This window comes from Pseudomonas sp. WAC2 (assembly GCF_030403525.1).
Taxonomy (GTDB): domain Bacteria; phylum Pseudomonadota; class Gammaproteobacteria; order Pseudomonadales; family Pseudomonadaceae; genus Chryseomonas; species Chryseomonas luteola.
Genome location: NZ_JAUEPD010000005.1, coordinates 464,681 through 488,848, shown reverse-complemented (window position 1 = coordinate 488,848; position 24,168 = coordinate 464,681). Strand labels below are relative to the sequence as shown.

At 55.2% G+C, this 24,168-nt stretch carries 24 protein-coding genes and 1 tRNA gene; 11 read left to right on the top strand and 14 right to left on the bottom strand.

From position 1 onward, the window contains the following. Positions 1-198: 198 nt before the first annotated feature. From QWJ10_RS13950 to QWJ10_RS13940, 3 genes are read left to right on the top strand one after another with little or no spacing between them, the layout of a single operon-like run. On the top strand, positions 199-858 hold the full coding sequence (locus tag QWJ10_RS13950; RefSeq protein ID WP_289927213.1) for a paraquat-inducible protein A: 660 nt from the start codon (positions 199-201) through the stop codon (positions 856-858). Beyond that, positions 845-1,453 (top strand): paraquat-inducible protein A, encoded by a 609-nt coding sequence (locus QWJ10_RS13945; RefSeq protein WP_289927211.1) that lies wholly within the window; start codon positions 845-847, stop codon positions 1,451-1,453. The genes QWJ10_RS13950 and QWJ10_RS13945 overlap by 14 nt, the downstream gene beginning before the upstream one ends. Next, positions 1,446-3,737: an MlaD family protein gene (locus QWJ10_RS13940; RefSeq protein WP_289927209.1), complete on the top strand. Its 2,292-nt coding sequence runs from the start codon at positions 1,446-1,448 to the stop codon at positions 3,735-3,737. The genes QWJ10_RS13945 and QWJ10_RS13940 overlap by 8 nt, the downstream gene beginning before the upstream one ends. 11 nt (positions 3,738-3,748) lie before the next feature. On the opposite strand, the gene mksF is transcribed toward QWJ10_RS13940, so the two are convergent. The 3 genes from mksF to mksB are packed head-to-tail and all read right to left on the bottom strand — an operon-like array spanning position 3,749 to position 8,500. After that, positions 3,749-6,580: an Mks condensin complex protein MksF gene (gene mksF / locus QWJ10_RS13935; RefSeq protein WP_289927207.1), complete on the bottom strand. Its 2,832-nt coding sequence runs from the start codon at positions 6,578-6,580 to the stop codon at positions 3,749-3,751. After that, positions 6,577-7,248 carry an Mks condensin complex protein MksE gene (mksE, locus tag QWJ10_RS13930; RefSeq protein WP_019366424.1) on the bottom strand — a complete coding sequence of 224 codons (672 nt, stop codon included), beginning with the start codon at positions 7,246-7,248 and terminating at the stop codon, positions 6,577-6,579. The genes mksF and mksE overlap by 4 nt, the downstream gene beginning before the upstream one ends. Continuing rightward, positions 7,238-8,500, bottom strand: coding sequence for an Mks condensin complex protein MksB (gene mksB, locus QWJ10_RS13925; protein WP_289927203.1), 1,263 nt, complete (start codon positions 8,498-8,500; stop codon positions 7,238-7,240). The genes mksE and mksB overlap by 11 nt, the downstream gene beginning before the upstream one ends. 215 nt (positions 8,501-8,715) lie before the next feature. On the opposite strand from mksB, the gene QWJ10_RS13920 reads away from it, so the two are divergent. Next, on the top strand, positions 8,716-9,480 hold the full coding sequence (locus QWJ10_RS13920; RefSeq protein WP_026004028.1) for a hypothetical protein: 765 nt from the start codon (positions 8,716-8,718) through the stop codon (positions 9,478-9,480). Next, positions 9,477-9,929, top strand: a complete 453-nt coding sequence (rimI, locus tag QWJ10_RS13915; RefSeq protein WP_010795944.1) for a ribosomal protein S18-alanine N-acetyltransferase — start codon at positions 9,477-9,479, stop codon at positions 9,927-9,929. The genes QWJ10_RS13920 and rimI overlap by 4 nt, the downstream gene beginning before the upstream one ends. 8 nt (positions 9,930-9,937) lie before the next feature. On the opposite strand, the gene QWJ10_RS13910 is transcribed toward rimI, so the two are convergent. Then, the gene (locus QWJ10_RS13910) at positions 9,938-10,468 is read right to left on the bottom strand and encodes a hypothetical protein (protein ID WP_289927200.1); all 531 of its coding nucleotides are present in this window, start codon (positions 10,466-10,468) and stop codon (positions 9,938-9,940) included. A gap of 162 nt (positions 10,469-10,630) precedes the next feature. On the opposite strand from QWJ10_RS13910, the gene otsB reads away from it, so the two are divergent. Beyond that, positions 10,631-11,398: a trehalose-phosphatase gene (otsB, locus tag QWJ10_RS13905; protein ID WP_197872638.1), complete on the top strand. Its 768-nt coding sequence runs from the start codon at positions 10,631-10,633 to the stop codon at positions 11,396-11,398. Positions 11,399-11,400: 2 nt separating this feature from the next. Next, positions 11,401-12,819 carry an alpha,alpha-trehalose-phosphate synthase (UDP-forming) gene (otsA, locus tag QWJ10_RS13900; protein ID WP_010795941.1) on the top strand — a complete coding sequence of 473 codons (1,419 nt, stop codon included), beginning with the start codon at positions 11,401-11,403 and terminating at the stop codon, positions 12,817-12,819. A 104-nt stretch (positions 12,820-12,923) separates the two neighbouring features. On the opposite strand, the gene QWJ10_RS13895 is transcribed toward otsA, so the two are convergent. Then, a tRNA-Met gene (locus QWJ10_RS13895) sits at positions 12,924-13,000 on the bottom strand. Positions 13,001-13,235: 235 nt separating this feature from the next. Between QWJ10_RS13895 and QWJ10_RS13890 the strand changes: the two genes are divergently transcribed. The 3 genes from QWJ10_RS13890 (at position 13,236) to QWJ10_RS13880 (ending at position 15,214) form a co-directional block, all read left to right on the top strand. Further along, complete coding sequence (locus tag QWJ10_RS13890) at positions 13,236-13,460, top strand: DUF2188 domain-containing protein (protein ID WP_019366419.1); 225 nt, start codon at positions 13,236-13,238, stop codon at positions 13,458-13,460. Between the two features lie 376 nt (positions 13,461-13,836). Beyond that, positions 13,837-14,097 (top strand): DUF2790 domain-containing protein, encoded by a 261-nt coding sequence (locus tag QWJ10_RS13885; protein WP_232235570.1) that lies wholly within the window; start codon positions 13,837-13,839, stop codon positions 14,095-14,097. 337 nt (positions 14,098-14,434) lie between these two features. Continuing rightward, positions 14,435-15,214 carry a DUF4886 domain-containing protein gene (locus tag QWJ10_RS13880; protein ID WP_289927196.1) on the top strand — a complete coding sequence of 260 codons (780 nt, stop codon included), beginning with the start codon at positions 14,435-14,437 and terminating at the stop codon, positions 15,212-15,214. A gap of 45 nt (positions 15,215-15,259) precedes the next feature. Here the strand turns inward: QWJ10_RS13880 and QWJ10_RS13875 are convergent, their stop codons facing one another. Then, positions 15,260-16,306, bottom strand: coding sequence for an SDR family oxidoreductase (locus tag QWJ10_RS13875; RefSeq protein WP_019366416.1), 1,047 nt, complete (start codon positions 16,304-16,306; stop codon positions 15,260-15,262). Between the two features lie 292 nt (positions 16,307-16,598). Here QWJ10_RS13875 and QWJ10_RS13870 point away from each other — a divergent pair, with 292 nt between their 5' ends. Next, positions 16,599-17,924 (top strand): APC family permease, encoded by a 1,326-nt coding sequence (locus QWJ10_RS13870; protein ID WP_019366415.1) that lies wholly within the window; start codon positions 16,599-16,601, stop codon positions 17,922-17,924. Positions 17,925-17,974: 50 nt separating this feature from the next. Here the strand turns inward: QWJ10_RS13870 and QWJ10_RS13865 are convergent, their stop codons facing one another. From QWJ10_RS13865 to pqqA, 8 genes are all read right to left on the bottom strand, one after another. Continuing rightward, a complete protein-coding gene (locus QWJ10_RS13865) occupies positions 17,975-18,217 on the bottom strand; it encodes a hypothetical protein (RefSeq protein WP_197872512.1) in 243 nt (80 codons plus the stop codon). A gap of 146 nt (positions 18,218-18,363) precedes the next feature. After that, a complete protein-coding gene (locus QWJ10_RS13860; protein WP_019366413.1) occupies positions 18,364-18,666 on the bottom strand; it encodes a hypothetical protein in 303 nt (100 codons plus the stop codon). A gap of 186 nt (positions 18,667-18,852) precedes the next feature. Further along, entirely contained in the window at positions 18,853-20,697 is a 1,845-nt protein-coding gene (locus QWJ10_RS13855; RefSeq protein WP_289927191.1) for a prolyl oligopeptidase family serine peptidase, read from the bottom strand. A 26-nt stretch (positions 20,698-20,723) separates the two neighbouring features. Beyond that, complete coding sequence (pqqE, locus tag QWJ10_RS13850) at positions 20,724-21,884, bottom strand: pyrroloquinoline quinone biosynthesis protein PqqE (protein ID WP_019366411.1); 1,161 nt, start codon at positions 21,882-21,884, stop codon at positions 20,724-20,726. Next, the gene (gene pqqD, locus QWJ10_RS13845) at positions 21,856-22,131 is read right to left on the bottom strand and encodes a pyrroloquinoline quinone biosynthesis peptide chaperone PqqD (RefSeq protein WP_019366410.1); all 276 of its coding nucleotides are present in this window, start codon (positions 22,129-22,131) and stop codon (positions 21,856-21,858) included. Before pqqD ends, pqqE begins: the two co-directional genes overlap by 29 nt. After that, positions 22,128-22,877, bottom strand: coding sequence for a pyrroloquinoline-quinone synthase PqqC (gene pqqC, locus QWJ10_RS13840; RefSeq protein ID WP_019366409.1), 750 nt, complete (start codon positions 22,875-22,877; stop codon positions 22,128-22,130). Before pqqC ends, pqqD begins: the two co-directional genes overlap by 4 nt. 42 nt (positions 22,878-22,919) lie before the next feature. Next, positions 22,920-23,831: a pyrroloquinoline quinone biosynthesis protein PqqB gene (gene pqqB, locus QWJ10_RS13835; protein ID WP_289927186.1), complete on the bottom strand. Its 912-nt coding sequence runs from the start codon at positions 23,829-23,831 to the stop codon at positions 22,920-22,922. A 175-nt stretch (positions 23,832-24,006) separates the two neighbouring features. Further along, complete coding sequence (pqqA, locus tag QWJ10_RS13830; RefSeq protein ID WP_003243383.1) at positions 24,007-24,078, bottom strand: pyrroloquinoline quinone precursor peptide PqqA; 72 nt, start codon at positions 24,076-24,078, stop codon at positions 24,007-24,009. Positions 24,079-24,168: the final 90 nt, after the last annotated feature.

Genomic DNA, 24,168 nt, shown 5'->3' with positions numbered 1-24,168 from the left:
GAAGTGAAACGATGCATCGCCGATGGTAGTGTGGGGTTTCCCCATGTGAGAGTAGGTCATCGTCAAGCACCTATACCCAAAACCCCCAGGCCTAACCGCCCGGGGGTTTTGCTTTTGCGGCAGGAAAACTTCCAATATGTTGCTTATCACTGCCAGAATGATCGGCTGATGAATATATTTATCAGGTAATCTAGGCCGATGTCAGATCTTCTTAATCCACATATATCACATGATCTTGATACGTTGATCGCTTGTCCTGAGTGTGATCTTTTAATGCAAAAGGTCACACTAGCAGTAGAAACTGAGCACAAGATATTGTGCTCAAGATGCGGCTATGAGCTTTATCACTTTAAAAGGCGAGTGGTTGATAAGGGGCTCGCTTTGGTCGTGACTGCTTTGCTGCTTTTTATGCCTGCTAATTTCCTGCCCATCATGAAGCTTAAAATGTTCGGGCAACAGACATATGACACTGTCTGGAGTGCAGTCATAGCGCTCTATAAAGCAGACATGACGATCATTGCTTCACTTGTACTCTCGTGTAGCCTATTTATTCCTCTCATTAAACTGATTTGTCAGTTGTTGGTCCTTATCAGCCTTAAGCGACCTTCAATCAGATCAACAGGTATCTTATTGCTAAGGTGCTATCAGCATCTTCGTGAGTGGGGAATGTGGGAGGTCTACTTGTTAGGCATCCTAGTTGCGATGGTCAAAGTCGGCGATGTAGCCGAATTAAGTCTGGGTGTGGGTTTGTTTTGCTTTACGGCTCTACTGCTTATCCAGGTCTGGCTGGACTCTCTTATGTCACCCCAGCAGTTATGGCAGGAAATAGAGGTGGAGTCTGGTCATGCGGGCCGTTGATCAAGACCTATGGGTATGCCGTGAATGTCATAAGTTAAACAAGCCTGCCAACTTTTGCAGTCGTTGCGGAGCGGCTCTTTATCCCCGTGTTCCCAAGAGCATATCGAGGAGTTGGGCGCTATTGGTTGCCGCCGCTATCTGTTATGTTCCGGCAAATCTTTTGCCCATTATGACGGTGAGCTATTTTGGCAAGGGCGAACCGTCAACCATCATCTCTGGCATCATTGACTTGATTAACAACGGGATGATTCCTATTGCTGCAGTCGTCTTTGTCGCCAGCATTATTGTTCCTACATTCAAACTTATTGGACTGGCCTGGCTGTTGATTTCCGTCCAGCGCAAAAGAGCAATGCGCGCTCGGCAACGCATGTTTCTGTTCCGTTTTATCGAGTGGATTGGACGCTGGTCCATGCTTGATATCTTCGTAATCGCAATTTTGGTAACCCTGGTCAATTTCGGCAATTTTGCCAACGTGGATGCCAATCCCGGCGCGATCGCTTTCGCAGCTGTAGTAATTTTGACCATGCTTGCTGCAAAGACTTTTGATCCTCGATTGATCTGGGATCACGCCTGCTCAGAGGATAACGATGAGTGATTTGCCCCAGCCTGTAATACGTCCTGCCTCACGTTGGTCTGCCCTTTGGGTGTTACCACTGATTGCCTTGGCCATTGCTGCCTGGTTAGGGTGGAAGGCTTATAACGAGTCTGGAACGCAAGCCACGATCCGCTTTGATGATGGGGAAGGTATTAGTGTTGATCGAACAGAGGTGCTTTATAAAGGTATCTCTCTGGGTAAGGTAAGTAACATCAAGGTCGCAGAGGATAGCCGGGGAGTTATCGCTACGATCAATATCAACAAGGATGCCGAGAAATACCTGCGTTCTGAAACACGTTTCTGGCTGGTGAAACCCCGCGTGTCGTTAGCAGGTGTAACCGGCTTGGAAACCCTTGTCTCTGGGCAGTACATTGCAATTCAGCCTGGCGGCGGAGAGGCTGCACGGGATTTTGTGGCATTGCGCGATCCTCCACCATTAACCAGTAATTTGCCCGGCCTACACCTTACGCTCAAAGCCGAACGATTAGGTTCTCTTATACAGGGTAGCCCTGTGTATTACAGGCAGCTGGAAGTTGGGCAGGTAGAAGGGTATCAGCTAGGCAGCGATCCTCGAGTTGTCGAGGTCAAGATTCATGTCCGTGAAGAATATGCGCACCTTGTCCGCAAACATACCCGCTTTTATAACGCCAGCGGTATCAGTGTTTCCGGTGGTCTTGACGGCTTCAAGGTGCATAGTGAGTCGATCATAAGTCTTGCGGCGGGTGGGATTGCCTTCTTCACGCCTGGAAACCATGAAGATAGTCCACCTACCAACAGCTCTCCTTTCAAGCTGTATAGCGATTATGAGGCTGCCGAGGCGGGTTACAAGGTGGTTCTGCATGTACGCGACGTTGCAGGGCTGAATCCGGGACGCACGCCTGTCATGTTCAATGGTGTGCAAGTAGGTACCATGAAAGCCTTGAGCATGAATGAGGACTATACCGGTGCTACTGCCGAGTTGATGATGGATCCTCGCACCGAATCGCTCATGAATGCGGGCAGTGAGTTCTGGACGGTCAAGCCTTCGATTTCACTGGCAGGCGTAACGGGAATCGAGGCATTGGTAAAAGGAAATTATCTTGCCGTGCGGTTTGCCAAGCGTGGGCGTCCCGCTCGCGAGTTCACGATTCGTTCCAAAGCGCCTCCATTGAACACAGATGCACCTGGTCTGCACTTGGTTCTGTTCAGTGATCGTTTGAATTCAATTGATATTGGAAGCCCGATTCTCTATCGGCAAATGCAAGTGGGAAGCGTGCAAAGCTATCAGCTGTCTCGCGATCAACAGAGGGTTGTTATCGGTATACATATCGAGCCTGAATACGCGTCTCTTATCAACTCTTCGACTCGCTTTTGGAATGCCAGCGGCGTGACGCTTACCGGTAATCTGAATGGTGTTCAGGTCAAAAGCGAGTCGCTGCAAACGTTGATTGCTGGCGGGATTGCATTTTCTACGCCGGATCTAAAAGCCAAACGTGTAGGTGATGCACATCGTTTTTCGCTGTTCAAGGATCAGGATGAGGCGATACGTAAAGGCACACTGATTGAGCTGCGTATGGATAACGGTGAAGGCATGAAGCCTGGAACTCCGCTTAATTTTCGTGGTTTGAAGGTGGGGCAGGTAGAAGATGTCGAGCTGGCAGATGACTTGGCCAGTGTAAGGGTCAAGGTTCGCGTGACCGAGGCGGAAGACCGTATTGCCAGCTTGGGTGCTCAATTCTGGGTGGTAAAGCCCGAACTGGGGCTCTTGAGAACGGAGAATCTTGGTACGCTGGTAACCGGACGCTATATCGAAGTCTCACCAGCTGCTCATGCAGGTGTCGCCAAGACCCGTTTTGACGTTTTACCCGAGCCACCTAACACGTTGGACAAAGAGCCGGGGCTGCATCTGGTCCTCAGCGCTTCTCGACGTGGTTCGCTTAAGCCAGGCGTTGAGGTGAGCTATAAGGAAATACCGGTAGGCAAGGTTACGCGCCTGGAGTTGAGTAGCGAGGCCAACCGCGTGCTGGTACATATTCTGATCGAGCCACGTTATGCCCCATTAATACATGCCGGAACGCGGTTCTGGAATGCGAGTGGTGTTGCGGTGGATGCCAGCCTGTTCAGGGGCGTCAAGCTACGCAGCAACTCGTTTGAGGCTCTTCTGGAAGGCGGAATCGCCTTTGCCACGCCTGAGCAGGATATGGGTAAGCAGGCCCTGCCAGGCCAGACGTTTGTTCTGTTTGATGAAGTAGAGCCTGAGTGGCAGGGCTGGTCGCCGAAGATCAAATTGGGTAACGCAAATTGAGAGGAACAGGCCTAAGCCTGTTCCTCTTCAAGCGTCTCCATTATTACAGGCGCGACCGATTCTTCCTTGCGATGAATGTATTTCCAGTCATCCTCATCGATATAAATACCATTCGGACTGCTGCCGCCCTCAAGGTCTATCGCCACGTGGGCGGCTACCTGAGGCTTTACGCTAGCCAAGATAGGTACGAAGCCTAGCTGGCGGCTCGTCTCGATCAGGGCCATCTGATTACGTTCGTCAATGTCCGCGGCTTCGTCGAGATAGTAGGGCAGACGTATGCGGCTGGCCTGTTCACGATCCATCAAGTGCAGGAGCAGATACATGTTGGTCAGTGCCTTGATGGTCATGGTCGTGCCGTTTGAGGCTGCACCGTCAATATCGGTATGAATGATCGGTTGGCCACCGACCTTGGTAATTTCAAAGGCCAGTTCGAACAAATCTTTCAGGCCCAGCTGGTTATGGTTGGCTGCAACCAGGCGAGCAAGATATTCCTTGGCCTCTTCGTTCTTGGCGTCCTGCTCGGCGCTTTGGGTAAGATCGAAAACAGAAAGCGTTTCGCCCTCTTCATATTGGCCTGCGCTGTGAATGATCTGATCGATGTGCTTGAGCGCGTCCTTGTTTGGCGCGAGAACAATGCGAAAGCTTTCCAGGTTCGAAACTTGACGGCGGTTGATTTCTCGGTTGAAGAGTCCCAGCTGGTGCTCCAGGTTGTCGTAGTCGTTACGGATGTTGCGCAGCGTACGGGCAATATCGGTCACAGCGGCGCGACGAGCCTTGGCTAGCGTCAGTGCTTCGTCCTGGCGATGGGCGTAGGCATTGACGAGTAGGGTCAGTCGGCGCTCCGGGTCGTCTTCGTTGTCAAACTTGGCGACTCCTTTGAGGCGAACCTGGGCATAGAGGGCGTCGATTTGTGTATCGATACGCTGCAAGGCTTGCCAGGTGTCTTGATAGTCGTTAAGCAGGGGCAGCAGGTTATCCAGCGAGTCATCCACTGATTCCATGAAGGGAATTCCCTGGGGAAGATCGCTAGGAAGAAGCTGCCGGCGACGCAGGGAGTCGTCCAGGGTACGTTGCTTGGCTTCCAGATCGGCCAGTTGGCGTGCGATCAGCTGAAGCTTTACGGAAACCTGCTGAACACGTTCAGTAAATGCATCGCTTGAACGCTTGAGCTCGTCCTGGGAGGCTTCGAGTTGAGCCAGCTGCTCGAGTTTTTCAGCCTCCTGGGCAGCCAGTGTCTGATAGCGACGGAAGTCTTCCAAAGCTTTTTGAGCATCCAGTACTTCCTGATAGAGCTTATCGGACTGCGCCTTGCTCAAGACGCGATCAGCGGCAACGGCTTGCTGGGTCTTGAGCTGCTTGAGTTCGCGTTCTAGACGATCACGCTGGTCGCGTAGTGCAGCGCGGTCAGCCAATGCCTGCAAGGTTGGAGGCTCAATGGATGAAAGGTCTATCGAGAGGCCTGGAGCCTCGAAGCGATCCCCGTTGAAGCCATCCAGTACAGTAGTAAGTGTCTTCATCCACTGGGTATCATCCAGATGGACGCCCTGTTCACCCAAAGGCAGGCTGAACAATGCGCCATTAAACAGGCGCATCAGCCGATCAACATCCTGCTGCGAAAACTCCTCACGTAGACGCGCATAGCTGTTGTTATCCGCGTGATCTAATTGCTGAGCGATCGATTTAAGACGCTTTTCAAGGTCACGGACACGCTCGTCAAGATCGTCACTGCTGAACTGTCTTGACTGAGACAGGGCGCCAGCCAGCTCATCATGCGCGTCTTTGGCAGCCATGAGGTTCTGCTCGAGCTGAGCGGCAGATTCAGCCAGGGCAAAGCGGTTCTTCAGGGCAGCCATCTCTCCCAGCCAACGCTGGATCTCGCTGAGCTGGCGCTCCAGACGCATCATTTCCTGGGTGCTGTTACGCTGAGTGTTCTGCAGGCGATCCTGTTCGCTGCGCAGGTGTTCGGCCTGGCTGACCAGCTCATCGCGGCGATCTTCGGAATAGGTTTGCCACGCACCGAGAAGTGCATCCAGCAGCGGCGAAAGGCGGTGCAGTTTACCGCGCAGCCGTTCGCGTTGCTGAACACCATTGGCCAGGGCTTCTACCAGCGGGCCGGCTGCGACCAGAGCCTGGTAGTCCTGCTCCATGCGGCGTACGTCACGGAAGGCTTCTTCAGTGGCGGCGATATAGTCGACACTGCCGGAGCGCAGGCTGTGCTCGAAGGCATCGAGGAATAACTGCTTGAGCTTGGCCGCCGTGATTTCACGCATGTGAAGCAGGTTGATAAACAAGGCCCGGAAGGTCTTGAGGCTTTGTTCACTGGTGGAGCGCAGAGGGATCAGCGTCAGGTCCAGAGGAATGGAGGTATGGCCGCCAACCAGAAGGCGTCTTAGCTCCTCGGGTTTGACCTCGTAAGCCTTGATGCCTTCTCGCTCCAGATTCTTGAACAGCTCGCGTTGTCTTAGGCAGGTGCCGTTTTTCTGGTAGTGAGCCAGATCCAGCTCGCCAGCGTAAGCAAAGAACTGATGACCAAAACCGCCTCCCGGCCCTCGGCCTACTACACCAATCACATGGGGTCCGTGGGGCAGGGAAAGCTCTACCAGGATGTAACTGGTGTCGGTAGCGAAGTAGAACTTGCGTGATTGCTCGAGGTTGTACTTGCCAAAGCTCATGTCAGACATGCGCGCCAGGATAGGAAACTGAAGCGCATTGATTGAGGCGCTCTTGCCCAGGTTGTTGGCGCCGTAGACTGACAACGGATGTTCAAGCGGAAAAAGCCCCAGGCTGTAACCCGCTGTATTGAGCAGGGCAAAGCGGCGGATGCCGTAACGGGTCAGGCTCATGCGTCGGTCTCCTGATAGGCACGTTCTTCTGCGACGGCTCGGACCAGCTCGTCCTCCTCATCAAGTGTCGTCAAGGCGTCGATATCGTCATCAAGCAATTCGGGGGCGGGCAAGGGCAGATCACTGTGGAGCGTGGCGGCCAGATCCCGGTCCTGCTGAACTGCCAGACAGACGTCCAAAAAGCGGTGCATGGGCGGCAGGAAGCGATAGATACCGTTGTCTTCCGAGGCAAAGCCAAGCTGGGTCAGGCGTCGCAGGATTTTTTCCTCCAGCTCATCTTGCGTTTGTACTTCAGCCTGCAGGAACAGGTCTCGGTACTTTTCCAGCAGGGCCGGCAGTTCGTCACGACCTAAGCTGCCGCCATCCAGAACACTGAGCGGATCACGACCCTGATCCGCCAGATGCTCGACCATGATGAACGTGAACAGCGCCAAGCGCTGGGCCGTCTTGTTTACCTGGGCGCCCATTTGCTCAGGCACGAAGTAATAAAAACCACGTGTATCGCAAACAAGCTCGAAGCCCAGCGCCTTGAAGAGGGTTCGATAGGCATCCTGAAGGTTGGACAGTTGTGCGTATAGCTCGGGCTCGCGGCGGCTGATATGAAAGCCCTTGAGCAGCTCGCGGAAAATCGGCGCAAGCAAGGAGAGTTCAGTTAAGTCAATGTGCATGGGTGGTGCTCGCAGTATCTCGGGCGGAGAGGGCGAAAGAGCACAGGCTGACCCGGTGCTCGGCAGTATCGTAATCACGGCGCGGCAGACGCTCGCGCTGGAAGCGGCTGTCACGGGAGAGACGAGAGAACCAGTACAGGAGCTCGTCGGTGGCGCCTTCAGGCTCCTGCTCGAGTAGCCAGATCATGAGGTCCGGCATAGGCAAGGCATTTTCGCAGCGATCCAGCATTTCACGGGCGGTACGAGGTGCCTTGGGCTTCGTGGTTTCCTTGCGTGACTCGCTTGCCTTGGGAAATTGCGCTGGCTTGGGCTCGAAGCGTGCCAGGGCGTATACATAGCTTTCCACCTGAGAGGCTGTACCCAGGAAGACGCTCTGGGGGCGACTGAAGAGGGGAATAGCTGTCTGCGGAACGGCATCCAGACCTTTACGGCGTATAGCGGCCAACGCCAGGGCCGCGCCACGAGTAATGGCATTGTGGCGGCGGGCTTCTTCACGTAGCGGCAGTAGCAGCTCACGTGCACGGCGCAGCGAGAGTTGGGCCGTCGTCTGCATTTCAAGAATTCGGGCATGGGTGCGCAGCAGCAGATCATCATCGACCAGCTTTCCCAGGCGATGTTGCTCACCCATCAGGCGTAACAGGACGTGCTCGACCCGATTGACGCCTTTCTCGAAGATGCCATCGGCCGAGACGAGCTGAATCATGGGTTCGACATATTCGTCCCAGGTAGCCAGGACTTCGGCGTAACGCTGCCGCAACGGGATCTGACGATCACTGGTCTTGGCCCGCTCGGCGACCCCTACAAGGGCATGCTCGTCGTTACTCAGCTTTTTCAGGACGTCCCGTACACGCATATCCAAAAGGCGCAGCTGTCGGGCCAGCTCATTGCTGTCCCGTGCTTCGAAAGCATCTTGGATATGAGCGGCAAGCCGTTCCAGGTGGCGCAGGTAGGCTTCTATTTCAAGGCATAGACCCAGGCGGTGTTCGCGGCGCAGGTAGGCCAGGAAATCATGAATCTGTGCGTTAAGCTCGAAACGGTTGGGGCTCTTGGCAACCGGGACCAGAATATCCAGGCGGATCCACGCATCGAGTAGTGCCGTGATATCGGCTGGCGTGCTGTCAGGTAGCTGGGCTCCAAGCCGGGTGCGGAGTTCTACAAGGCTCAGCGTGCCGCTGTCGAAGTGCTCGCACAGTGGGTCCAGCTGCGCCCAGTGTTCGGCAAGTGCGCGGAGAACGCGCTTGGGATCGATCATGACGGGGCCGTTTGCACAAAAGAGTCAATTGTACTGTATGGCCCTGGGCTAAAGGATCAGCTTTGACATGTGGTCGGCCAGTTTGCGTAATGAGTACGCTTTGGCCTTTCCGTCAGGTAGCAAGGCGCGCGATAATTGGTCTTTTTACAGCGTCCGCTGCGGCGCTGATCTATGATGAGCCGTATGACTTTTTTGTTGCTGACGGAATGCTGCCAATGATGGCCGAAGATCGGCGCCGCGCGTATCTGCGCGCCATGCAGATAGACGTCTGGCTGCCACGAACGACGCTGCCTTTTGCTGCACCTTCCCGTCCGGAATTGCTGGCATATGTCGATCCAACTGCCTTGCCCGAGGAGCCAGCACCGGCTGTCGCTCGGCCAGCCCCAAAGGTGGAGGCGCCGGCTGCAAAGCTGGTTCGACCGGAGCGTCCTACTGTTTCTTCGGCCAAGGTCGCCACGCCGCCTGAGTCTGAATCTCGTCCTGAGCCGGTCAAGCGAGAAGCGCCGCCTCGCTTTTCCCTGCAATTACTGCGAGCCGGATCTTGCCTTCTGCTGGTTGATCTACCTGCAGGCGCTTCCCTGGCAGGACGCGATCCTGCCTATGTACTCCTCAGAAACATGCTGCATGCGGCTGGTCTGCCTGACAGCCCCCAGTCATTGGGTGAGCCTATTCGCTGGCCGTTACTGGCCAATGCAGCGCTTGATCAGGGGCCTGCCGAGGCGCGAACCTTTGTGCAGAGTGTTGTGGCCTCTCAATTGGAAACCGAAACCTGCGATTGCCTCTGGTTAGTTGGTAGCGCCGCCGCTCGCTTTGTTTCAAGCGATGATGTGAAAATCGAATGCCAGGAAATCCAACTGGATAGTCTCGGTTCTGCCTGGGTCATTCCGGGGCTTGAAGCCCTCATGGAGCAACCCCGCCTAAAAGCTGATGTATGGCGTGCCATGCAGCGTATCCGCCCCCGTTGGACAGATGTTAGATGAGCGATTCCATTCATTTTCGGCCGATGACCGAAGCCGATCTCAATGCTGTTCTCAAGATTGAATATGCTGCCTTTAGTCACCCATGGACACGCGGTATTTTTCTGGACGGCCTTAAGTCCTATAACTGCTGGGTAATGTTTGAAGGTGAGCAGCAAGTGGGACACGGTGTGATTAATGTCATTCTGGATGAGGCCCATCTGTTGAACATCACCGTGAAGCCGGAAAGTCAGGGTAAAGGCCTGGGTTACCAGCTCTTGGATCACCTTATGAAGCAGGCTCGCCTGGCTGATGCCAGAGAGTGCTTTCTTGAGGTTCGCGAAAGTAACCAGGCGGCCTATCGACTCTATGAACGCTATGGTTTCAATGAAATAGGCCGTCGTCGGGATTACTATCCTGCCGCCGGCGGGCGAGAAGATGCCCTGGTCATGGCGTGCACGCTGCTGGACTAAGCCAGGACTTAATGTCCTGGCTTCTTCTCGTTCAGATCAAAATCATCAGCAGGCTGCTCAATATCAAGGTCGGTTGCATTCAGGTCGGCTGAGTTCTCGGCACGGCGCTGGTCGGCCTCGTTGACTTCGTCCGGGTTGCCGTCCCATTTTTCACCATCCAACGGCAAGACGCGGCCCATTTCGGCTTCGTCCATGCCAACGCCACCGCCGATGTCCCTGTCACTGACTACGGTCAGTTCCTTGTCGACAGGCCATGCATCACCGTATTCATTCGGATTACGTGCGCCTGAGTCGTCCAGCAAGGTTTCAGGCGTCATGTCATCCAGAGTGACGTGGTGATCGGCTGTTTCGCCTTCCGTCATGCCCGCTTCACTGACGCGCTCCGGGGGGAACTGGCCTTCGTAGTCTTCTTCGGTCTGCTGGCCTCGGTCTTTGCCATGGAATAGCTCATCGTTGAAGTTCAGTTCCTGCATGCCGCCCATGCGGTCTTCGTTATCGTCGATGGGCAGAGGGTCTCGGTTCATATCAGGCTTTTTCATAAGCGTCTCCTCAAGAGATTCGGCTATCCCATACAGTCGGGTCATGTTGGTGTGACCCCATTTAGGCGACGGGATTCCTTTTGTTCGCCTATGCTCGATCTACCAAGGAGTTGTCGAAAACCCTTCGAACGATGATGAAAATTCACAGTCAGAGCGTACATGATGAATTCAGAGATCGAATTACCCGTACCTCTTCAGCGCTGCGCTTTTTTTCTCGACTTGGACGGAACGCTTGCTGCCCTACAGCCCCGCCCGGAGCAGGTTTTTATTCCTGAAAAAACGCTTTCTTCAATCCATACGCTTACCCAGGCAGGCATTCCTGTCGCGGTAGTGTCTGGACGCCGAATCGATGATATTGACCATCTGGTCAAGCCGTTGCAATTGCCAGCTGGAGGCATTCATGGTGCCGAGCGCCGCGATTATTCAGGCCAGATGCATCGTCTGGCGCTCGACGCTGATCTGCTGGCGCGCGTAGGCGCAGAGCTTGGCACTGCCATTGAATCGCATCCTACGCTCTATCTGGAAAGCAAAGGCATGGCGTTTGCGCTGCATTATCGTCAAGCGCCTGAGCTGGAAGATGAAGCGCGGCGGATTGCCGAAACTCTGGTTGAGCGTTATCCGCAGCAGCTGACGTTGCAGCCCGGCAAAAGCGTGTTTGAACTTAAGCCTAAAGGCGCGAGCAAGGGCGCGGTGATACGTACCTTCATGCGTGAGGCACCCTTCGATGGACGAGTCCCTGTCTTTCTCGGTGACGACCTGACCGACGAGGCTGGCTTTGAAGTCATCAATGAAATGGGAGGCCTTTCCATCAAAATCGGAGAAGGCTCGACTGTGGCGCAGCAACGACTGGAGTCGGTCGAAGCTGTGGCCGATTGGCTGTGCGGCCTGGCAGAACAAGCCGGTAACGCACGCGTAGAACAAGAGGATTGAAGATGAGCCGTTTGGTGGTAGTTTCTAACCGTGTAGCACCCATTGAACCGGGAAAGGCTCCGTCGGGAGGATTGGCAGTAGGCGTGCTCGACGCATTGCGGCAGTCAGGCGGTATCTGGCTGGGCTGGAATGGTGATGTTTCCAATGAAGAAGTGCCGCCCGGCAAGAACGAGACACACGATAACATCACCTATCATACCTTCGCGCTCAATAAGCGTGACTACGATCAGTATTACCGTGGCTTTGCCAATGCAACGCTGTGGCCGGTTTTTCACTATCGTGTCGATCTCTCGCGCTACAGCCGGGAAGAGTACGACGGTTACCGTCGCGTCAACGCTGCCATGGCAGAGCGTCTCAAGCCTCTGTTAAAGCCTGACGATATCATTTGGGTGCATGATTACCACCTGATTCCCTTTGCGGAAGCCTGTCAGATGATTGGTATCCGCAACCGTATCGGGTTCTTCCTGCACACGCCGTTCCCAGCGCCTGAAATCCTGACAGCCATTCCGCCACACAATGAGCTGCTCAAGACGTTGTGCTTCTATGATGTGGTGGGCTTTCAGACGGAAACGGACAAGCTGGCATTTCAGGATTACATTACACGCGAAGTTCGTGGCGTGCTGGAGAGTGATGGTAGCCTTACGGCGTATGGCCATAACTTCCGTGCCGAGGTCTATCCGATCGGTACTGTACCGGACGATATTATCAAGCAGGCCGAATCCTACCGCGCACGCCGTAACTTCATCTCGCGCAGTATCGAAGGTGTGCCTTATAAGACGATTGTCAGCGTGGACCGTCTTGATTACTCAAAAGGGCTGGTGGAACGCTTTTGCGCTTATGAAAAGTTGCTGGAGCGGTTTCCTGAGCACCGCAAGCGGGTGCAGTTTGTCCAGATCGCACCGACTTCTCGCTCCGATGTGAAAACCTATCAGCATATTCGTCAACAGCTTGAGTCCCAGGCGGGCCATATCAATGGTCGCTTCTCCGAGCTGGATTGGACACCGATTCGTTATCTGAACAAGAGCTATGACCGCCGTACCGTCATGGGGCTGTTCCGCTCTGCTGATATTGGTCTGGTAACGCCGCTGCGAGATGGTATGAATCTGGTAGCCAAAGAATATGTGGCTGCGCAGGATCCAGAAGATCCTGGCGTATTGGTACTCTCGCGTTTTGCAGGGGCAGCCCGTGAGCTCAACTCGGCGCTTATTGTGAACCCTTACGATGTGGTGGGCATGGCCGAAGCACTTGATCGCGCCATTAGTATGCCGCTACAGGAGCGTAAGGATCGCTATGAGGACATGATGCGGATTATCCGCAAGAATGATCTGGCCTCCTGGCGTGACAAGTTCCTCAAGGATTTGCGGGCGGTAAAGGCCAGGCCTGTAGCTAACCTGCGTGCAGTAGGAGCTACAGGCGCTTAAGTGGCAAAGGCTTAAAAAAGGCCCGCAATGTAGCGGGCTTTTTTATGGAAATTTTTCGCAGGCAATAAAAAAGGGTCTAGCCGAAGCTAGACCCTAGAAATAGGTGGTGGCTACGCAGGGACTTGAACCCCGGACCCCAGCATTATGAATGCTATGCTCTAACCAGCTGAGCTACGTAGCCATCCGAGGCGCGCATTATTCTTTCTCCACAGCTCTGTGTCAACCCCTCTTTTTCATTTAATTGCTTAAAAACTAACGTTTTTTTATGGATGGGCGATTGCCTTGGTAAAAGCGCCTGGAAAGACGCTTTCGTTTAGGTCCGATAATGGCAGTGTGTTAAGCAAACTTTGTTCAGGCCGTAGCAGTCCTTAACAGGAGCGTCTTCTAAAGGCGTATTTCTAGACCAGGAGAAAGCAATGGATAACTATCACGTCACCAAAGGCGACAAGGGCTGGGAGCTGAAAAAGGAAGGCGCAACCCGTGCCTCCAAAAGTGCTGAGACCAAGGCGCAGCTCGTAGAGCAGATGCATGAGTTTTTTGAGGGAAAGACGGCGTCAGTCAAAATTCACAAGGTAGATGGCACCCTTGAGGAGGAGCGTACCTATCCCCGTAGCGCCGATCCACGCAAGTCAAAAGGTTAGGGCAAGGGTGCCGTTGCGGCTATCAGTCAGGGGAGAGGCAACGGCGACTCCCGTGTATGTCCGGTCAAGGACGACTAGGGCTTCATGAGCTTGCCCCAAATTGCCCTTTAACATCTTTAAAGAATGAACTGTTTCTCAATTTGAAAGGGTGTTTAAACGGTATTGGCCCTTAAAGACTATTCGTTACTTATTAGGCAATATTCATTTGTCCACTGGGCATTATATCTACAATGACTTTTCTGTAATCATTACGTCATCTCCCTGTGCTGCCCCGTTCCGATAATTAAAGAACAAACCCCGGACCTGTTTATAAGTAGGTATTCGCCTGCTTGTTTATCAGGGAGAAGGTAACTTTATAATTGGAAGCGAGATGAAAATGAAAGGTTTGATTGTAGCTGCCCTTGTCCTTGCCAGCAGTTCCGTATTAGCTGACCAAATCCCCTCCGATGCCGCCAGCACGCCTGTTGTCGAGCATTACACGTATTCAGATCACCTGGATATCAAGCGTGTCATCGACAGTCCCGACATCACCAGTTTCTGTGGTGTCCGTCCTGTACGCATGACATATGAAGACCATAATGACAAAGTTCATGTATTGGAGTATCAGGTTTCGGGCTCTGGTTGTAATGATAACTAATAGAGTTATTTAATCTATTTGATTGTCAGATGTAATTGTTGATTTAATTTTATTTGCTATTTTCTGATTAAAAGAGATGCCTTGCATACTTGTTCAAGGCATCTCTTTTTTGTTTTTGAATTAAAACTAGTTTATTTAAACGGCACGCTTGACGAGCGCTTTTACTCACCTGTTGAGGGACTTAAAAACACGCCCCTGCTTTCATAAACGTTTGTGTTGTGCGAGGTAACGCACGGTTACAGGCTAACAAAAGCAGGGTAATGCCTGTCAGAGTGAAGGCCTCGGTGGCATCGGTTGCCTCGAGGCGTTTCATTTTTAATGCGCAGAGAGGACACGCATGCGAATCAGCATTCGACAGATCACGATGCTCTTCCTTATGTTTCTGGCAGGTGCGGCATATGCTCAGGCTCAGCAGAGCCAGTCGGATCCAATCAGAATTCTGTTTGTAGGTAACAGCTATACCTATGTCAATGACTTGCCAGCCGTACTGGGTGAGATGTCCAGGCAAGGCAAGCAGGCCCGCCCGATCGAGACCAAGACACTGGCTTTCTCGGGCGCATCGCTTGAGCAGCATTGGACGAAAAAGGACGTTCAGCAGGCGTTGCAGGAGCAGAAGTGGGACTACGTCGTCTTGCAGGAGCACAGCATGTTGCCGGTCAAGAATCCAGACTTCATGTACAAGTATGCCCGGCTGATCGATGCTGAGATCAAAAAGAACGGTGCCAAGACAATCCTGTACCTGACGTGGGCTCGCCAGAACGACCCGGCGATGCAGGCCAAGCTGGATAAGGCGTACACGACACTGGCCAATGAACTGGGTGCGCTGTTGGCGCCGGTGGGTCAGGCCTGGCAGACTGCTTTGGCGGAAAAGCCTCAACCGTCGCTGTTCCTGCCTGACGGTAGCCATCCTTCTTTCACCGGCTCGTACATAGGCGCTTCGGTGTTTTATTCGCTGATCTACGGTCAGATGCCGCCCCAGCCTAGTGCAGCAGAGTCCAAGCGGCTGGAAAAGGCGAACGCAGGAGAGTTGCAGCAGGCTGCCTGGAAAGCAGTTCAGTCCTTGTCACCGGCATTGCGGACTTCACCGGACAGGGCAATGCACGCCTCGGCTCAGTAGCAGGGGGAGGCTCGCCCAAGGAAAGCCCTGGGCGAGACCTATGACTCAAGGTATATATTTCTTTTCCTGTAGGCGCTTGATTGCGCCTATCAGGCAGTCTTCGGTGCTGACCGCTTCTGTAAAGCCTGCACGACGAATCTTGCCCATATCCGAGATCATGTCGAACTCGGTGTTGAAGACAAAATCGCCAAACTTCCAACCTACAAGCTTCTCATACGGTACGGATTCCAGCTGGTGCTGCTCAGCCAGTTTTTGCCAGTCGTCAGCCTTGCTCGGCATCTGTGTTGCCAGTGAGAAAGGCTGCGGATCGGCGACGTCCATATCCAGGGCTTCACCAATCTTGTGCCAGAGCCGCTCCCAGCGGAACGGCTCGCCGACCAGGTTGAACGCTTCGTTGCGAGCGGCCGGATCCAGCGCCGCCCATACACTAGCTCGTGCCAGCCAGTGTGCATCGGTCAGCTGAGCCAAGACCCCACGATAGGCTTTCATCGAGCCCGGGAAGCGCAAGGGCACACCGGCTTGTTTACTCAGGGCTGCAAAGGCCCCGATGACCAGCGCGATGTTCATGGGATTGCCTGCAATATCACCCACCACCACATCAGGGCGCAGGATAGACCACTCGAATTCTCCCTGGGCGGCGCGCTCGCGCAGCAGGTCTTCCTGGGTGTAATAAAAATTAGGCGAGAGGTGGCGCGGGTCGTCCTCATAAAAAGGCGCCGCTGTTGGACCCAGGTGCACGCCGTAAACCTTGGCCCCCTGGTAGTGAACGACACGTTGGAGCTTGGCGCCGGCAGACTTCAGGCCGTCCAGTACATTGCGCAGCATGGCGCCATTAATGTCGGCTTCCTTGGCCAGGCTGCTATCAGGACGTAACGCTGCATAAAAGACATGAGTCGTATCCCCCGCCTGGCTTAGCGCCTGGGCAGTGGCGTTGGCGTCAGTCAGATCAAGATCAATGGTTTCAACGTTCGGTACGAAGGTACGACGGACGGCGCGGACTCGCCATTCAGGATTTTCGGCCAGAGTTTCAACAACGGCATTACCGATGATACCGCTTGCCCCAACGACCAGGGCAACCTTGGAAGCTGACATATGCGTTCTCCACGAAATAGCTAACGAGTTGGATGAGGTCTGTTTGATGTTACTAAGCTGATAACGCTCAGCCCTACTTGGTTCCGAAAACCAATAGCATCCTAATGGATATATCGACAGGATATCGAACCGACAGCAGCGTCATGCGGTCGATGAATGAAGCCTTCAATATGTATTGCCAGTAGAGGCGTGGTCAGACGGAAGGGTTACAGCAGCGTGCAGTGAGTGTCCTGTCCTGACCCGGACTTGCCAATTCACATGTCAGAGCCTGACATTCATAGGAAGATTACATATGTCGACGTCTTCACCCGAGCCCGATACAAAACTGCGCCGCGCGATTACAGGTCCTTTGCTGCTGTTATTCATCCTCGGGGATGTGCTTGGGGCCGGGGTGTATGCACTGGCGGGGAAGATTGCAGGTGAGGTAGGCGGAGCCATCTGGGTGCCTCTGGTAGTGGCAATGGGATTTGCCATGTTGACGGCGGCCTCGTATGCAGAGCTCGTCACCAAATACCCAAAAGCTGGAGGCGCTGCGGTGTTTGCCGCACGGGCCTTCAAGCATCCCCTTGTGTCCTTTCTAGTGGGTTTTTCGATGTTGGCCGCCGGTGTCACGAGTGCTGCCGGCCTTTCCCTGGCCTTTGCGGGTGATTATCTCGGGGCGTTTATTCACGTTTCGCCCACGATGACAGCACTGGTCTTTCTAACGCTGGTGGCTCTGCTTAATGCACGTGGGATCAAGGAATCGCTTAATGCCAATCTGGTCATGACGCTGATCGAGCTGTCGGGGCTTTTATTGGTCGTTATTCTGGCCGTGTTGTATGTAAGTCATGGGCAGGGTGAGCCGGCGCGGGTTCTTCAATTTGCCGAGGGGACTTCTCCACCGCTAGCAGTATTGGGCGCTGCGCTGCTCGCCTTCTATTCGTTTGTAGGGTTTGAAGTGTCGGCCAACATTGCCGAAGAAGTGAAAGATGTAAGACGTATTTACCCAAGAACCTTGTTCGGTGCGCTGCTGATCGCGGGCGTAATATATGTTCTGGTGGGGCTGGCGGCTTCCATCGTTTTGTCACCTGCACAACTGGTGGAATCTTCTGCGCCGTTGCTGGACGTGGTTCGGGCAACCGGCTACGGCATACCCCCGCAGCTGTTTGCCGTGGCGGCCTTGCTGGCGGTTTCCAATGGCGCATTGCTGACCATGATCATGGCAAGCCGTCTAGCTTATGGCATGGCCGAGGAGGGTCTGCTGCCTCCAGTGCTGGGGCGTGTACTGCCGCGTCGGCGTACGCCCTGGGTGGCGATTATTGCCACAACACTTGTAGCCATGGCGTTGACTGTTACAGGGACGTTGTCGGCTCTGGCCGAGACGGTTGTGCTACTACTGCTTTTTGTATTCATGAGTACGAACGTGGCCGTTTTGGTGCTGCGCCGCGACAAAGTCGATCAGCCGCATTTCCGGACCCCTACGCTGGTGCCGTTGCTGGCGATCGTGTCGTGTCTGGTGCTTTTGAGTCAGCAGAGCGCGGAGACCTGGCTGCGTGCCGGCATTCTGCTTGGGGTCGGCGTGGTGCTGTATTTCGTAACGCGTGCTCATTCGACACGTGAAGCAGCGGATGTTGTGTAAGACAAGGTCTTTGCAGGCCGGGTGCGGCCTGCAGGAAGGCGTGATATGCGTTAAAAAATCCAGCGTTGCGGGCGCTGATGCATATGGGCGCTGGCAGGTCTCCAGGGGCGAACGGAAAGTTCGGCCTGTGTGGCGGAGCTGGGCAGTGCAGCAGGTGCGTTGGGGTAGGCAGACAGGTTAGTGGTAAGCGTGGGTGAAGGTTGCGCCTGGGTTTCGTGTCCTAGAAACCAGGCGGCAACCATCAGCAGGGAAACAGCAAGACAAGATGCGGTACGGCTATGCAGGGAGTCCATTCCTTGGCTCTCACAGAGGATAATCAACCGCCCAAATCATATCGGGTAAGTTCATCTGTGAAGCCCTGGATGCCAACTTTATTGCAAAACCGGGCGAACTCTCACATCGGTATGTTGCATGGTTGGCACATGGGAGGCGTACCTCTTCAACTCAGGCGCAAGGTGCCTCGAAGGTGCTGACAGAATTCAATGACCTCATGAGCTCGCATGTGGTTGGATGAGTCTTCCGTCTGCCGCACGGCGGCCGTAATCATCGATTCGATGTTCTGGATATGAATCAGCTTGAGGTCGCTGCTCATATTGCCCAGTTCGATCAACTCCGCAATCCGGTTCTCAGAGCGAGTCAACAAGCGTTCGACAACATCAAGGCTCTCATCAAGCTCGTTTTTGACAGGGGAGGCGTAGAGGTAATCGGTGAGGGTGGGAGCAGGGCGGACTTGCGGTTCCATCGCGGGGTTCCTCATGTGACCTGTGCAAGAATATGGCACGCTCGAGGCAAGATGTATCGCTACTGGCACTTGGGCGCAAGAGCCTGACCTCGTCCAAGAGACGAGTGGTTTATACCGTCGTCGGTTGGTGTGCTGCAAGCGTCAAGGAGGCGGCTTCCGGCAGCGAAGCGCCGAAAGCCGCCTGTATCAGACGTTCTGATCGATCACACTGCGGTAGAACAGCCATTCGTGTTCAAGGGCATGGGCCTGGTTCTTGGCCTGCCTGAAACCATGGCGTTCGTTGGGGTAGAAATAGCCTTCGGCACGAATGCCGCGATCTTTGAGCGCATGAAGCATGGCCCGTGTCTGCTCCGGGACAACAACGGCATCCAGCTCACCCTGGAAGAAGATAACCGGGACATCGATCGTGTCGACATGCAGGAGAGGCGTCCGCGCCCGGTAGCGCTCCAGATCCTTCTTGGGGTCGCCAATGAGCCAGTCCAGATAGTCGGCTTCGAATTTGTGGGTCACGCGAGCCAGGGCGGCCGGATCCGTTACGCCGTACAGGCTGGCGCCGCCGCAAAACACAGTATGGAACGCCAGCGCGCATAAAGCCGTATAGCCACCGGCGCTGCCGCCTCGGATAAAGGCGTGGGCCGGTTCGATCAATTCTTGCTCGGCCAGATAATCCACTACAGCGCAGGCATCTTCGACATCGACCTCACCCCAGCGCAGGTGAAGCGCGTTGCGGTACACCCGTCCGTAGCCGGTGCTGCCTCTGTAATTGAGATCGGCAACGGCAAAGCCGCGTTGTGTCCAGTACTGGATACGGGGATCGAAGACGGGGTAGCAGGCAGACGTAGGGCCGCCATGAATGAATACTACCAGGGGGGGCTTGGCCTCTCCTGTCATGGCCGGGTAGAAAAAGCCGTGCGCTTCGCCATCGCCGCTGGGGTAACGCAGGGCCTTGGGTTGGCTGATGCGCTCGTTAGGCAACGGCGCAATACCGCCCGCCAGAATCTCGATGTTGCCATTCTGCCCGTTGATCTCAAGGATGCACGAGGGACGATTGGGCGCTGCGGCAATGCAATAGATGTATCCATCATGCAGGGCCAGGCTGCGAAAGCGGGTGAAGTCTTCCGCGAAGCGCAGCACTCGACCATCGGCCTCGCGTCTGCCCAGGTGGCCGAAGCCTTCTTCGAACCAGGTGGCGATGTAACGCTCGCCGCCCAGGCTGTACCAGCTTCTGCCGCCCAGCTGGAAGGGGGCGGCCGCATGATCGGCCTTGATGGCAGTCAGTCTGCTGACGCCTGAGGTGCATTCACCCCATGGTTGCCACCAGCCGTCACGGTCGGACAGGCAGTAGAGCTGGTCCTGTTCATCAAAACGGGGCTGTTGAATCGATTCCGGATCGCTGCCTGCAATGCAGACCGGCGCCTCCCATTGCCCATTGTCCAGGCGCTCGGCGCACATGAGGCGGGTGGAGGTCCATGGTTGGTGTGGGCGACTCCACTCGATCCAGGCCAGGCGCTTGCCGCTGGGGCTCAGCGTAGGCGAGGCGTAGAAATCAGCACCCTCGGCCAAGACCTGACGGTGGCGGTCTGCGAGGGAAATAGCGACAAGCCGGTGAATGACGGCCTCGTCCTCATGGGCTTCTTCCACCGCCATGATGAGGTTGGCTGCATAGTGCAGATCACCATAGCGGCGTTTACCCTGGGTCAATGCCACAGGTTGGCTGCCGTCGAGTGGTTGACGGTAAAGCTGTTGATCCGAGTCGTTGACGAAGACGGCCTCTGACTCGGTCAGGCAAAACGCGCCGCCTCCGTACTCATAAACGCGGCTGCGTGCACTGTAGCCATCCGGCGTCAGGCAGTGCGGTTTGCCATTATGCCAGCGCCATAGACGGCAGGCGCCGTCAGCAGGATCATACTGATTCCAGAAAAGCCCCAGTGCCGATGCCTGTAGCTCGGCAAAATCGATGCCTGCCGCGACGGCCTGTTGAGCGGTAAAGGTGCCGTCTGCGTCTGTAGAAGCAGGGTGCTGGTAAGCCATGGTGCTTCTCCGTTGCTATGTAAGACTCAGGCTTTGGCGATAAGCCTGGAGTTCCGCTCATTGCGAAAGCTTAGCTGCTCAATGCTTTGAGTGGCATGCTCCGCCTCGGTACGGGCGTTGAGGATCACGTCGTGATGTGGGGACTTGCTGCAGACCGGATCAGCATTGGCGGCATCACCGGTCAGCATGAAGGCCTGGCAGCGGCAGCCACCAAAATCCTTTTCCTTTTCATCGCAGCTGCGGCAGGGTTCTGGCATCCAGTCATAACCGCGGAAATGATTGAAGCCAAAGGAGTCATACCAGATGTGCTGAAGGCTATGATCCTTCACATTCGGAAACTGGATCGGCAGCTGGCGAGCGCCGTGGCAGGGCAATGCGGTGCCATCCGGCGTGACGGTGAGGAAGATACTGCCCCAACCGTTCATGCAGGCCTTGGGACGTTCTTCATAATAGTCCGGCGTCACGAAGATCAGCTTGCAGGGATGACCTTCGGCTTCGAGCTTGGCGCGGTATTCGTTGGTGATGCGTTCGGCGCGTACCAGTTGCTCTTTAGTGGGTAACAGGCCGACCCGATTGAGCTGCGCCCAACCATAGAACTGGCACGTCGCAAGCTCGACGAAATCCGCTTCCAGGGCGATACACAGCTCGATAATACGGTCGATCTTATCGATATTGTGCCGATGCGTGACAAAGTTGAGCACCATGGGATAGCCATGGGCTTTTACCGCGCGAGCCATCTCCAATTTCTGGGCAAAGGCTTTTTTGGAGCCGGCGAGCAGGTTGTTTACCTCTTCGTCGCTGGCCTGAAAGCTGATCTGGATATGATCGAGCCCGGCATCACGGAACGTGGCGATCTTCTGCTCGGTAAGGCCGATGCCGGAGGTGATCAGGTTGGTGTAGTACCCCAGCCGGCGAGCCTCGCCGATCAGTTCGGCCAGATCCTGGCGTACCAGAGGCTCGCCGCCGGAAAAGCCCAGCTGTGCTGCGCCCATCTGCCGGGCCTGCTGCATGACGGTGAACCACTGTTCGGTGGTCAGCTCCTTGCCTTGAGCCGCAAAGTCCAGGGGATTGGAGCAGTAGGGGCACTGCAAGGGGCAGCGGTAGGTCAGTTCTGCAAGGAGCCACAAGGGCAGCCCTACCGCAGGCTGCTCAGGCAGGTTAGCTGAGTTGGATCCAGTGCTCTGCACGAGCAACCTCCATGAACTGCTCCACATCGTCACCGAGTTCCGGGACGCCTGGGAAGCGTTCGTTCAACGCATCAATGATGGCGGCCACATCACGCTGGCCGTCGATGAGTTCGCCAATGGCGCCAGCACTTTCGTTCAGCTTGATCATGCCTTCCGGGTAGAGCAGTACGAAGCCGTTCTGTGCGGGCTCGAACTGGAAGCGATAGCCCGGGCGCCAGCGCGGCACCTGGGTGCGGTCGAAGCTCATAGTTGAATTCCTTTATGCCAGACGCGCTGGTCGGTTACGGTGTGGTAAGGCGGCCGCTTCAGCTCGTAGGCCATGCTCATGGCATCCAGCATGCTCCAGAGGATATCGAGCTTGAATTGCAGGATTTCAAGCATGCGCTGCTGGGATTCATAAGTGGTGTAGTGCTGGAGGGTGATGTGCAGGCCATGCTCCACATCGCGGCGTGCCTGACCAAGGCGTGTGCGAAAGTATTCATAGCCGGCTGGGTCGATCCAAGGGTAATGCTGGGGCCAGCTATCCAGACGCGATTGGTGGATCTGTGGGGCAAAAAGTTCGGTCAACGAGCTGCTGGCTGCTTCCTGCCAGGAGGCGCGGCGCGCAAAGTTGACGTAGGCATCTACCGCAAAGCGTACGCCAGGGAGCACCAATTCTTGCGAGAGAACCTGCTCACGGTCGAGCCCTGTTGCTTCAGCCAGGCGTAGCCAGGCTTCGATTCCACCTTCCGTTCCGGGGGCGCCGTCATGGTCAAGAATGCGCTGAACCCACTCGCGACGAACCTCGCGGTCCGGACAGTTCGCCATGATGGCGGCGTCTTTTAGAGGAATGTTTACCTGATAGTAGAAGCGGTTGGCCACCCAGCCCTGAATCTGCTCGCGTGTCGCACGGCCTTCATACATGGCTACGTGATAGGGATGATGAATATGGTAATACGCGCCCTTGGCGCGCAGGGCCTGTTCGAACTCTTCAGGGGTGAGGGCGTGTGGCATGTCTGGCCTCCTCGGTAGATAAAATGACCGGATGCACGCGGATCACAGCTCGATGCTCATGCCATCCCAGGCGACTTCGACGCCGCGTCGCTCGACTTCTGCGCGTTCGGGCGAGTCCTCATCCAGAATCGGATTGGTGTTATTGATATGAATGAGCACCTTGCGTGGCGAGGTCAGCTGGTCGAGGACCTCAAGCATGCCGCCGGGGCCGTTCTGAGCCAGATGGCCCATCTCTCGGCCGGTGCGGGTGCCAACGCCACGGCGCTGCATTTCATCGTCTTCCCATAGGGTTCCATCGACCAGCAGACAGTCGGCTTCGGCCATTTTGGCCAGCAGGGCGTTATCCACCTGACCCAGGCCTGGCGCATAGAACAGCTTGCCGCCCGTAAGCAGGTCTTCAACGATCAGCCCGATATTGTCACCGGGATGCGGATCGAAGCGGTGCGGCGAATAGGGCGGTGCAGCGCTACGCAGCGGTAGAGGTGTGAAGCGCAGGTTCGGGCATGCCGGAATAACGAAGCTGCCTTCCAGCTCGATACGGTTCCAGCGCAGGCCACCGTTCCAGTGTTCCAGCATGTTGAACAAAGGGAAGCCAGTCGTGAGATCCTGATGAGCCATGTCAGTACACCAGACCTCGTGGGGGCAGCCCTCGCGCAGGCTGAGCAGGCCGGTAGTGTGGTCGATCTGGCTATCGAGCAGAATGATCGCACCGATGCCGGTATCCCGTAGTGCACGGCCCGGCTGCATGGGGGCGAAACTCTGCAGCTGCGCGCGGATATCCGGTGAGGCGTTGCACAGCACCCAATTTACGCCGTCATCGGACAGGGCTATGGACGACTGGGTGCGAGGTTGCGCACGAAGGCTGCCGTCACGAACACCACGGCAGTTGGGACAGTTGCAGTTCCACTGGGGAAAGCCGCCGCCTGCAGCGGAGCCAAGAATCTGGATATACATGATTTATCTATGAAATGCGGCCAACTTAGAACTTGTCACGAGCGGCGAGGGACATTCAGGAGAAGCACCTGTTGGCGGTCCGGCTGCGCCGAACAGGCCTCGCGGTAGGCATGACCCACTTCTAAGGTGGCTAGAAAAGGAACGCCCCGGATAACCGGGGCGCTGGATCACGCAATCAACGGTTAGCGAAGTACATGGTGACTTCGAAGCCAATGCGCAGATCGGTATAAGCAGGTTTAGTCCACATAATGAATACCCCTCAAAGTGATATCGGAAAGGTCCGATTTACTTAGTACAAAATACCTTGCATACGTTCAGGATAAACACATCCTGAAAC

Excerpts from the sequence above, each read along its gene's own strand:
- QWJ10_RS13950 (WP_289927213.1), top strand. The coding sequence starts at position 199 with ATGTCAGATCTTCTTAATCCACATATATCACATGATCTTGATACGTTG.
- QWJ10_RS13945 (WP_289927211.1), top strand. The coding sequence starts at position 845 with ATGCGGGCCGTTGATCAAGACCTATGGGTATGCCGTGAATGTCATAAG.
- QWJ10_RS13940 (WP_289927209.1), top strand. The coding sequence starts at position 1,446 with ATGAGTGATTTGCCCCAGCCTGTAATACGTCCTGCCTCACGTTGGTCT.
- mksF (WP_289927207.1), bottom strand. The coding sequence starts at position 6,580 with ATGAGCCTGACCCGTTACGGCATCCGCCGCTTTGCCCTGCTCAATACA.
- mksE (WP_019366424.1), bottom strand. The coding sequence starts at position 7,248 with ATGCACATTGACTTAACTGAACTCTCCTTGCTTGCGCCGATTTTCCGC.
- mksB (WP_289927203.1), bottom strand. The coding sequence starts at position 8,500 with ATGATCGATCCCAAGCGCGTTCTCCGCGCACTTGCCGAACACTGGGCG.
- QWJ10_RS13920 (WP_026004028.1), top strand. The coding sequence starts at position 8,716 with ATGATGGCCGAAGATCGGCGCCGCGCGTATCTGCGCGCCATGCAGATA.
- rimI (WP_010795944.1), top strand. The coding sequence starts at position 9,477 with ATGAGCGATTCCATTCATTTTCGGCCGATGACCGAAGCCGATCTCAAT.
- QWJ10_RS13910 (WP_289927200.1), bottom strand. The coding sequence starts at position 10,468 with ATGAAAAAGCCTGATATGAACCGAGACCCTCTGCCCATCGACGATAAC.
- otsB (WP_197872638.1), top strand. The coding sequence starts at position 10,631 with ATGAATTCAGAGATCGAATTACCCGTACCTCTTCAGCGCTGCGCTTTT.
- otsA (WP_010795941.1), top strand. The coding sequence starts at position 11,401 with ATGAGCCGTTTGGTGGTAGTTTCTAACCGTGTAGCACCCATTGAACCG.
- QWJ10_RS13890 (WP_019366419.1), top strand. The coding sequence starts at position 13,236 with ATGGATAACTATCACGTCACCAAAGGCGACAAGGGCTGGGAGCTGAAA.
- QWJ10_RS13885 (WP_232235570.1), top strand. The coding sequence starts at position 13,837 with ATGAAAGGTTTGATTGTAGCTGCCCTTGTCCTTGCCAGCAGTTCCGTA.
- QWJ10_RS13880 (WP_289927196.1), top strand. The coding sequence starts at position 14,435 with ATGCGAATCAGCATTCGACAGATCACGATGCTCTTCCTTATGTTTCTG.
- QWJ10_RS13875 (WP_019366416.1), bottom strand. The coding sequence starts at position 16,306 with ATGTCAGCTTCCAAGGTTGCCCTGGTCGTTGGGGCAAGCGGTATCATC.
- QWJ10_RS13870 (WP_019366415.1), top strand. The coding sequence starts at position 16,599 with ATGTCGACGTCTTCACCCGAGCCCGATACAAAACTGCGCCGCGCGATT.
- QWJ10_RS13865 (WP_197872512.1), bottom strand. The coding sequence starts at position 18,217 with ATGGACTCCCTGCATAGCCGTACCGCATCTTGTCTTGCTGTTTCCCTG.
- QWJ10_RS13860 (WP_019366413.1), bottom strand. The coding sequence starts at position 18,666 with ATGGAACCGCAAGTCCGCCCTGCTCCCACCCTCACCGATTACCTCTAC.
- QWJ10_RS13855 (WP_289927191.1), bottom strand. The coding sequence starts at position 20,697 with ATGGCTTACCAGCACCCTGCTTCTACAGACGCAGACGGCACCTTTACC.
- pqqD (WP_019366410.1), bottom strand. The coding sequence starts at position 22,131 with ATGAGCTTCGACCGCACCCAGGTGCCGCGCTGGCGCCCGGGCTATCGC.
- pqqC (WP_019366409.1), bottom strand. The coding sequence starts at position 22,877 with ATGCCACACGCCCTCACCCCTGAAGAGTTCGAACAGGCCCTGCGCGCC.
- pqqB (WP_289927186.1), bottom strand. The coding sequence starts at position 23,831 with ATGTATATCCAGATTCTTGGCTCCGCTGCAGGCGGCGGCTTTCCCCAG.